Source organism: Psychrobacter sp. (genome assembly GCF_035469765.1).
In the GTDB taxonomy this organism is placed as follows: Bacteria; Pseudomonadota; Gammaproteobacteria; order Pseudomonadales; family Moraxellaceae; genus Psychrobacter.
In genome coordinates this window covers 1-9023 of the sequence record NZ_DATIRM010000414.1, presented here as the reverse complement: position 1 = coordinate 9023, position 9023 = coordinate 1, and the positions used below count along the sequence as shown (strand labels likewise).

Annotated in this window: 10 protein-coding genes; 8 read left to right on the top strand and 2 right to left on the bottom strand. The window is 42.5% G+C overall.

Annotation, left to right across the window (positions count from 1 at the left end):
• A partial coding sequence (locus VLN09_RS11475; RefSeq protein ID WP_325246634.1) for a histidine kinase dimerization/phospho-acceptor domain-containing protein occupies nt 1-1326 on the bottom strand: 1326 nt, incomplete at its 3' end.
• 1 nt (nt 1327) lies between these two features.
• Nucleotides 1328-2050 carry a heavy metal response regulator transcription factor gene (locus VLN09_RS11470; protein ID WP_325246632.1) on the bottom strand — a complete coding sequence of 241 codons (723 nt, stop codon included), beginning with the start codon at nt 2048-2050 and terminating at the stop codon, nt 1328-1330.
• Nucleotides 2051-2379: 329 nt separating this feature from the next.
• Between VLN09_RS11470 and VLN09_RS11465 the strand changes: the two genes are divergently transcribed.
• From VLN09_RS11465 to VLN09_RS11430, 8 genes are all read left to right on the top strand, one after another.
• Nucleotides 2380-2706, top strand: coding sequence for a hypothetical protein (locus VLN09_RS11465; RefSeq protein WP_325246630.1), 327 nt, complete (start codon nt 2380-2382; stop codon nt 2704-2706).
• A 147-nt stretch (nt 2707-2853) separates the two neighbouring features.
• Nucleotides 2854-3126: a hypothetical protein gene (locus tag VLN09_RS11460; RefSeq protein ID WP_325246628.1), complete on the top strand. Its 273-nt coding sequence runs from the start codon at nt 2854-2856 to the stop codon at nt 3124-3126.
• Nucleotides 3127-3186: 60 nt separating this feature from the next.
• A complete protein-coding gene (locus tag VLN09_RS11455) occupies nt 3187-3780 on the top strand; it encodes a cytochrome c (RefSeq protein WP_325246626.1) in 594 nt (197 codons plus the stop codon).
• Nucleotides 3781-3940: 160 nt separating this feature from the next.
• A complete protein-coding gene (locus VLN09_RS11450) occupies nt 3941-4594 on the top strand; it encodes a DUF411 domain-containing protein (RefSeq protein WP_325246624.1) in 654 nt (217 codons plus the stop codon).
• A 96-nt stretch (nt 4595-4690) separates the two neighbouring features.
• A complete protein-coding gene (locus tag VLN09_RS11445; protein ID WP_325246622.1) occupies nt 4691-6397 on the top strand; it encodes a copper resistance system multicopper oxidase in 1707 nt (568 codons plus the stop codon).
• A 31-nt stretch (nt 6398-6428) separates the two neighbouring features.
• Nucleotides 6429-7358 carry a copper resistance protein B gene (locus tag VLN09_RS11440; protein WP_325246620.1) on the top strand — a complete coding sequence of 310 codons (930 nt, stop codon included), beginning with the start codon at nt 6429-6431 and terminating at the stop codon, nt 7356-7358.
• Nucleotides 7359-7454: 96 nt separating this feature from the next.
• Nucleotides 7455-7871: a DUF305 domain-containing protein gene (locus tag VLN09_RS11435; protein WP_414709132.1), complete on the top strand. Its 417-nt coding sequence runs from the start codon at nt 7455-7457 to the stop codon at nt 7869-7871.
• A gap of 186 nt (nt 7872-8057) precedes the next feature.
• A complete protein-coding gene (locus tag VLN09_RS11430) occupies nt 8058-8807 on the top strand; it encodes an MBL fold metallo-hydrolase (protein ID WP_325246616.1) in 750 nt (249 codons plus the stop codon).
• Nucleotides 8808-9023 lie beyond the last annotated feature (216 nt).

The following is a 9023-nucleotide window of genomic DNA, read 5'->3' as shown; positions in this document are numbered from 1 at the left end:
CTCAAACAGTTTATCAGCCTCTACTTGAGTCAACAGCTGATCCAAGCGATTGGTGATCACTACCTTGAAAGACGCAGGCTTTAACACAGATAATCTTATATCTTGCTTATCACTCGTCACAGTATGGGGAACAGTGGGTATCTCAATACTAGAGGCTTCAATAATGATCACACTGTCACTAGCGGCATAATAAATGGCGTTTGACATGAGATTGGCGAACAGTCTTTGTAATAAGCTTTCATCTCCTAGCACAGCTTGGAAGTTGCCCGTCTTTTCAAAAGAGATATTTCGATCTTCTGCGATTAGCTCATAGTAATCAATAAGCTTAATGAACATTGACTCGGTATCAACCCGATTGAGCTGTGAATCAGACAGCCCTTTTTGTGTCTTTGCCAGTAGCAACATGTTATTAATCAGCATAGATAACTGCTCTAGGGTGTCATGCTGATGGTGCAGCTGCTCAACATATTCATGGCTCGCTCTAGGCTTACTTAGCATCACTTGGGTTTGAGTGCCAAGCGTCGCTAGCGGAGTACGCAGTTCATGAGCGATATTATCTGAGAACCGCGATAACGATTCAAAATTACTCTCAAGCTTCTCCATCATTAAGTTATAAGACTCAGCCAATGGTCGTAGCTCTAAGGGCATATTACTGACCACCACTCTTTCATGTAGCTTTTCAGGATTAATACCCTTCATCTTTTGGACAATAGTAGAGAGTGGCGCAAACCCCCAATAGACACTTAATGCCGCGATTGACACCAGTAATAGTGTGATCGCGATCAATATCATACTCAGATGACGGTTAAACTGCATGAGATACTGATGATGAACATCGATAGGCAGCGCAATAAGCGCTAAAGTCTCATGGTTTGCAATGATCATCGCTCGATAATGTCTATGATTGATTTTGATCATAAACTGCTGATCGCGATAGTACTGCCATAGTTGTAATAAGCTAAAATCGGCGGGTAGATCATCAATGAAATTACTGGGATCGCTAGACAATAAATTTCCATTTTTGTCTGATATTAGCGTTTTTAAATCATAATCTAACCAGGAAGAATGCAGGTGATTGGCGTCAATTAATGATTGGGACTTTGAAGCTGTTAATGGCTCTATTTCTTCGTCCAAGGCAACCATACGTTTGCGCAGATTAAACGCGGCATGAGTAATAATCTCTGAGTCCATTTGCTCAAAGTGTTCATTAACAGAGCGCTGAACCCATATATAAATAATGACTTGAGAGATGATAACAAATATGGTCAATAAAAAAACAGTGCGCCATAACAGCGGCCAACGTCGATTCTTAAGTTTATATCTCATTTTATTTTAGATCATCTTTGTTAATACCATCGTCGCCCACGCCGACATCTAGCGGCTCTAACCTGTAGCCCATACCGCGTACTGTATGAATCAGCTTGGTGTCAAAACCATCATCGATTTTGATTCGTAAACGTCTGATAGCAACGTCAATGACATTAGTATCACTGTCAAAATTTATATCCCATACTTGCGAGGCAATCACAGTGCGTGGCAGTACTTCACCTTGACGTTCTAGGAACAGCTGTAATAAAGCAAACTCTTTGGCAGTCAGTTTGATAGGGATATCACCTCTATAAACGGTACGTTTAGCAATATCCATTTTTAGATTAGCGATATGTATGACTGTGCTTTTGTAATCTGACTGGTTGGCACGGCGTAGTAGGCTTTTTATTCTGACAATCAGCTCAGCAAAAGCAAAAGGCTTGGTCAGATAATCATCGCCACCAATCTCAATGCCTTTGATCCGATCACTTAAATCATCTTTAGCCGTTAAAAATAAAACAGGCGTATGCTTTCCAGCAGCACGGTAGCGCTGTACCAGCTCAAAGCCACTGACGTCAGGTAACATCACATCCATCAGCACCACACTAAATTCTTCAGTCATTAACGCATGATAGCCATCTAGACCGGTCATATAATGATCCACGATGAAGCCGGCCTCAGTTAAGCCTTTTTTGATATATTCACCAAGTTTTTGCTCGTCTTCTACTAATAGTACTTTCATCGTCGCTCACCTTCATATCATTATAGTTGTCAACAGCGTATCACTAACGTTGTTAGATTATCATCTATATGTTTATCAAAAGCCCTTGTTATAACGGCGCTCTATGGATAAAAGCGGATGCTGGCATTTGGTTCTAACGACAAGAAGATGACAGTGTTGTTTTGTTTCTAACAAAAATTTCATGTCCGTGTCATCTAGCTGTCAGCCACTATTTAGTATTCTAAATCAACGCCACATAGAAGCTTGTTTCAGATATAGGAGGCTTCTATGAGTTAGGCGATTATCTTACTTAAATGATTTATTAATTAATGATCCTCAAAGGGTTTTATATGAAAAATTATAGTTCATTAAAAAAAGCAGCTTTACTTTCAGTATCAATGTTAGTTGGTATGTCAGCGGCCAATGCACACACCACAAACTTAGACGCTTCTGTTCTTAGTAATTGCGATGCTGTCACTAGTTTTGCAAAGAACGCAGATCATAACGATGCACAGATTTCCAGTGCGCAAATGAAAGGTTATGTCGATGCTAGAGTCGCTTGTCAGGTTCAGCACCAAGACCAACATTTGCAATCTGAAAAATATTTTGTAAAAAAATATGGTAGCGATCGTGATAGCAATGCTGAAGCCATATTAAATGAATACGTTGCGCATTAAAATCCAAAGATGTGAAGATGACAATATTGTAATCTTAATGTCATGTGCCAGTCAGAATGAATAATGTATCATTGAAACTGGCTTAACTGCCTTACCCTTAATCACTTTACCCTCAATAGCTTTTAGTCCAATCAATAGGAATTCATTATGTCGCAATTTAAAGCACTGTCTAAATCAATCGCCCTTACTGCCATCGCTCTAGTTGTATCAACTTCAGCTCTAGCGCATGACCCTAAAATGCATGCTGAAAAAGATCAGATGAACTGTGAAAAGATGGGAAAGCATATGCAGATGATGGAGAAAATGGATCATAGTAAGATGGACATGAACGATCCTGCCATGAAATCGATGATGGCTAATATGAGTAAAATGAAGCAAATGCACCAAAAACATTGTGTTACTACTGACAGCAAATCTTAAAAATTTAACGCTGTTAAATGAGAATGTAAGATTAGCGAGATTAAGTTTTTAGGAGACTATATGAAGTTTTTATTGGGTGCGCTCTTTACTGTATTTGTGGCAATCGTTGGTATGTTTGCGGTTGTCAGCAGTGGTATTGTCAATGTGGGTGCAGACCAAGAGCATAGCCCAATGATGTATAGCTTTTTAGAAACCGCTCGCAATCGTTCAATAGCGAATGCTAGTAAGGACATCATTGTTCCAGATTTAGAACAAGTAGATATGATTAGCACTGGTGGCGCGGACTACAAAGATATGTGTGCAGGCTGTCATTTGTCTCCTGGGGTAGAAAGCACCGATTTTAGTGCAAGTTTATATCCTAAACCGCCTAACTTTACCAAGACTGATGTTATTGAACGTTATCAAACGAAAGCGGGTGCACAGCAGGGTTTTTGGGCGATTAAACATGGCATCATGGCTTCTGGAATGCCCGCTTGGGGCGCTTCGCACGATGATGATAGGATGTGGGCAATGGTCGCTTTCATTAGATCGTTACCTGACTTAAATGAAAATCAATACACCATGCTAACGACTCGGTTAGACGACGATATGTTGGATATGTCATTTGATGGTGATATGAATATGTCGGATGATGGATCTGGAATGCAGCATTAACCCTTTTTAGGTATGAAAGCACCATAACGGGTATTTCTATTAACAATGCAATACTAAACAGTGCTGTATTTAACATTTATAGTTAAATACATAAGCATTCAAATATAGAGTCTAATTTTTAGGATATCGAGCATAACCATAGACGTTTAGGAGCGATTTGATGAGACGTTACACACACGGGTTTTCTAATGGACATCACTGGTTATCCGGTCGTGTCCTTTTATTGATGGCGACATCGTCACTATCGTTAACGCTAGCCGCTTGCAGCCAATCTAATACCAGTGTCTCTGACTCACAGTCAGTACAAGCTGAGCCTGCTGCTGTCCAAACCTTGCAGGTGCAAGAAGATAAACCTGCTTCGGTAAATACTCCATCAAAAAATCAATCAGAGCTACTTAAATCATCATTACTTAAAAACGTCTCAGCAACGGTCTATAAAGATGCCAACTGCGGCTGTTGTAAAGAATGGGTAGGCTATGCAGAAGGTAATGGATTAAACGCAACCGCGCATGATGTTGAAGATCTGTCCTTATTCAAGGAGCGTTATGGCGTACCACAGCAAATGCGCTCTTGTCATACCACTGTCACAACCGACGGTTTTGTCTTTGAAGGACATGTCCCTGCTAAGCACATGGCACAGTTCTTAGAAAATCCTCCTGCACAAGCGATTGGGCTTGCCGTACCGAGTATGCCTGTTGGCAGCCCAGGTATGGAGTATCAAGGTAAATTCATGCCCTACGAAGTGATGCAGCTTAATAAGGATGGCACCACAGAAGTTTATGCTGCTATTGAGTCTCCTCAGCAGCAACTATAGTATTTCTTGGCGACAATAGCGGCCCTTTGATAAGATTTTTGGCAGACTATTAAAATTATAAGCTCACCCTTTCATAAATTAAATTAGGTCATCATTATGAATAAACAGAACATATTGAACCGCCGACGTTTTTTAACCGGATCCTCTGCTGTCCTTGGTGCCTCCTTAATGCCGACCATTGCCAGCAGCGCATTGGGACATTCCAGTCGCTCGGGCAGTCAGGTCGCTACTATCAATAGTGATCAAAATACTCATAAAGTGCCTATATTGACAGGTAAAGAGTTTGATTTGTACGTCAGTAAACAGTCCGCTATTGTGAACGGTAAAAAGAGCATGGCGACGCTCATCAATGATTCACTGCCAGCACCGACGCTAAAGATGCGTGAAGGCGATACGGTGGTGATACGTGTTCATAATCAGATGGATGAATCAACCTCTATCCATTGGCATGGATTGCTGGTACCTTTTGAGATGGACGGGGTGCCGGGCATTAGCTTTGATGGTATTCCTGCGAACAGCACCTTTACTTATAAATTTGAGCTCAAACAATCAGGCACCTATTGGTATCACTCACACAGTGGATTCCAAGAACAAACCGGTATGCTGGGTGCCATTGTGATTGAACCTAAAGGGCGTGAGCGTCATCCTATCGACGAAGACCACGTTATTGTGCTTAGTGACTGGACCAGCCGCAACCCGCATAATCTACTGAAGCTACTCAAACAGCGAGCAGACTTTGATAACTATCATCTGCCAGACTTCAAGAAGCTACTGTCTGATATTGCCGAAACAGATATGAAAACTGCGTTTGATAAGCGCAAGATGTGGAATCAGATGCGCATGATGCCCACTGATTTTACTGACTTGTCGGGTGAGACTACCTTTACCTATCTTATCAATGGCAAAACAACGGCGGCTAATTGGGCGCAAATCGTCAAAGCAGGACAACGCGTTAAGCTACGCTTTATCAATGCCTCAGCGCAAACCATCTTTGATGTACGCATACCCGGTCTCAAAATGACTGTGGTGGCAACCGATGGTATTGATGTCGCACCAGTTTCGATTGACGATTTTCGTATTGGTGTGGCTGAGACTTATGATGTCATCGTTACCCCGACCAAAGATGCCCATACCATATTTGCCCAAAATATAGACCGTTCAGGCTATGTCGCAGCAACACTTGCAACCAAAGAAGGCGCTCGTGCAGCAACGCCTGCCATGGACAAAGTTGAATGGCTCACAATGGCAGATATGATGGGCGCTATGGGTGCTGATGGTTATAAAGCTAAGCATGCCAAAACAGAATACGATTTTAAGAGTGATATGCGTGTGGACAGTCCACGTATGAACCTTGATGATCCCGGTATCAACCTGCGCAATATTAATAGAGATGTATTGAATTATAGTCAGCTGCGCTCTGTCGATGAGGCAATATTTGCGGAGCAGCGCAAGCCTACCCGAGAGATAGAACTACATTTAACCGGTAATATGGAGCGCTATATCTGGGCGTTTGATGGGGTTAAGTTCAGTGAGGCGACACCGGTCAATATTAAGCCGGGTGAGCGTGTACGTATTACCTTGGTCAATGACACGATGATGAATCATCCGATGCATTTACATGGCATGTGGAGCGATTTGCGCATGCCTAACGGTGAGTTTCAGGTGCGCAAGCATACTATTATGGTGCAACCGGCACAAAAAATCAGCTTTGATGTGACAGGAGAAGCTGGTCGATGGGCATGGCATTGTCATCTACTTTATCACATGGAAGCCGGTATGTTTAGAGAAGTGGCGGTCGTTTAAGCAAATCTTTGATTGATAGGTGAGAGATGAGATGAAAATACATAAAGTAGGTTTACGGTTCGCTGGGGCATCATCATTGGTATTGCTAGCATCATCATTTGCTAACGCTGCTGACCCGTCCACTGCTAAAAAAGACATGATGATGCCAGGCATGGACCATAGCAGTATGGATATGTCAGATATGGACCATAGCAGTATGGATATGTCAGGTATGGATCATGGCAGTATGGATATGTCAGGTATGCAAGGTGGTAAGGCTCCAGCTGATGCTCGCAGTCCTGACTACTCAAACGGCGTTCCCTATGGACGTTATGGTAAGCCTATGATGATGGGTGATATGCCATTATGGGGCGTTTCTGTAGATGATTTAGGCTATCAGTTTGATGACGATCAGATTAATTATGAAGTGGGTGCTTGGTATGGCCTAGATGAGCGTCGCCTCTCTTTACGTAGCGAAGGTAGTGTTCAGACCAAGGGTGATAAAGAAATTGATAGTCTGACCTCGTTGTCTTATTGGAAGCCACTAAGTATCTTCTGGAATGGTTTGGCAGGGGTAGCCTACGATACCGAGAATGATAAGCCTGCCATTATGGCGGGTATTGAGGGCACAGCACCTTATTTTATTGAAACCGATGCAATGGCTTATCTGTACTCTGATGGACAAGTCCGATTGGACCTTGGCGCAGAATACGAGTGGCGTTTGAGCCAGCACTGGGTTGTGATACCGGAAGTAGGACTAACGGCATTTAGTAAAGAGGATAGCGACAACCATATTACCAAAGGCTTTAACGAGATGGAGGCGGAAGTTAGGCTTACTTATGAGACATTAAGTCGCCAACTCGCGCCTTACGTCGGTGTGAGTTATGAGACAGCGCTTGGCAGTGCTCGTGGTCAACGACGTCAACATAATGAATCAATTGATAGCAGTAGTTTGACTGCGGGAGTTAAATTCTGGTTCTAATATTATTAACATAATAGGAGATATACTATGAATGCTTCAGATCAAAACAATATGAATCATCAATCGGGCATGAACCCTTATGTGTAGTTCACCCTGATGATTGTGTCGTCTACGATTGTGATGTACATCATGATGTATTTCAATACTTATGAATGGAGTCATATTTACTTTAGTGAAACCCGAGCTTATATGGCGCTCTACATGGGTGCCGGTATGGCCGTCATTATGCTGGCCTTTATGGGCAATATGTACAAAAAAACCAAAGTTAACTTGATGGTTTATGGGCTAAGTATATTGATGTTTGCCATCGGTATCTGGGGCGTGCGCTCTCAATCAACGGTTGATCAAGTCGATTGGATGCAAGCGATGATACCGCATCACTCGATTGCTATTCTGACCAGCTCAAGAGCAGATATCGAAGACTCACGAGTGCAACAGCTCGCTGACGATATTATTAAGGCGCAAAAGCGTGAAATCGCTGAGATGCAAGCGCTCATTGAAGAGCTGGAATAGACAATGATGTATGTAGATATTATAAAACTATGAAGTTCTAATTAGCTAATTCGGTCTAGTAATGTCATATAAAGCACATATAAAGTAATGTTTTATACATATACTATGTTAGAAAATAATATATAAAACATAGGTGCAATAACCAGTGTATTGGGCATTGTCCACCACATTAGATAAGGAGTAATCATGATATTTCGTCAATTGTACGAACCCCTTTCTAGCACCTATACCTATCTGTTAGGGGACGAGGATACAGGTCAGGCTATCCTGATTGATCCGGTCATCGCGACTATGGATCGTGACTTGGCTGAGGTACATAAATTGGGACTGGATTTGGTCTATACAGTTGACACGCATATCCACGCAGATCACATTACTGCAGCATTAGAAATGAAGCGAGCTGTCGGTAGCAAGATTGCAGCGCCTGCCTTTGACCGTCTGCCGTGTGTGGATGTCGGATTAGAAGAAGGCACGCCTTTACAGGTTGCTGGTATTACTTTGCACCCATTGCATACGCCGGGACACACCGATGGTCATTTTGCGTATCTCTTTAATGAGCGGGTGTTCACTGGTGATGCTTTACTTATCGATGGATGTGGCCGGACCGACTTCCAGAATGGCGATGCCGATGCACTGTATAAATCTGTGCGGCAGAAACTTTTTTCTTTGCCAGACGACACGCTGGTCTACCCTGCGCACGACTATAAGGAGTGCTTTGTATCTTCAATCGCTCAGGAAAAAAAGCGCAATCCACGGCTTGGCGGGGACATAACACTCGAAGAGTTCAAGGTCATCATGAGCAAACTAAACCTACCGTATCCAAAATTCATTGACTATGCTGTCCCTGGCAACCAGCAGTGCGGCGTCTGCCCAGAGGATTTACCAGAAAATTTAGCCACTTACTGTCGTCAGATGATGCAAAGCCCTCAAGGATAATGTTACTGATTTTAAGGGATTCGTCGTTTAACTGTTGTTAATTTATCGGCTCTGATCTTGAAGAGATGTAATTAATGAGCATCTGATATTTCTATGCTTAGCGCGCACACTACTATTAATGCCAATACTATAATCTACGGAGAAATACTATTATGAACGGCATAATGAATGGAGAAATGATGCAGGGAACGATGATGCAAGGGATGGGCTGGGGCT

What these genes read in the sequence shown, in the direction of transcription:
- VLN09_RS11470 (WP_325246632.1), bottom strand. Translation starts at nt 2,050, where the DNA reads ATGAAAGTACTATTAGTAGAAGACGAGCAAAAACTTGGTGAATATATC.
- VLN09_RS11465 (WP_325246630.1), top strand. Translation starts at nt 2,380, where the DNA reads ATGAAAAATTATAGTTCATTAAAAAAAGCAGCTTTACTTTCAGTATCA.
- VLN09_RS11460 (WP_325246628.1), top strand. Translation starts at nt 2,854, where the DNA reads ATGTCGCAATTTAAAGCACTGTCTAAATCAATCGCCCTTACTGCCATC.
- VLN09_RS11455 (WP_325246626.1), top strand. Translation starts at nt 3,187, where the DNA reads ATGAAGTTTTTATTGGGTGCGCTCTTTACTGTATTTGTGGCAATCGTT.
- VLN09_RS11450 (WP_325246624.1), top strand. Translation starts at nt 3,941, where the DNA reads ATGAGACGTTACACACACGGGTTTTCTAATGGACATCACTGGTTATCC.
- VLN09_RS11445 (WP_325246622.1), top strand. Translation starts at nt 4,691, where the DNA reads ATGAATAAACAGAACATATTGAACCGCCGACGTTTTTTAACCGGATCC.
- VLN09_RS11440 (WP_325246620.1), top strand. Translation starts at nt 6,429, where the DNA reads ATGAAAATACATAAAGTAGGTTTACGGTTCGCTGGGGCATCATCATTG.
- VLN09_RS11435 (WP_414709132.1), top strand. Translation starts at nt 7,455, where the DNA reads ATGATTGTGTCGTCTACGATTGTGATGTACATCATGATGTATTTCAAT.
- VLN09_RS11430 (WP_325246616.1), top strand. Translation starts at nt 8,058, where the DNA reads ATGATATTTCGTCAATTGTACGAACCCCTTTCTAGCACCTATACCTAT.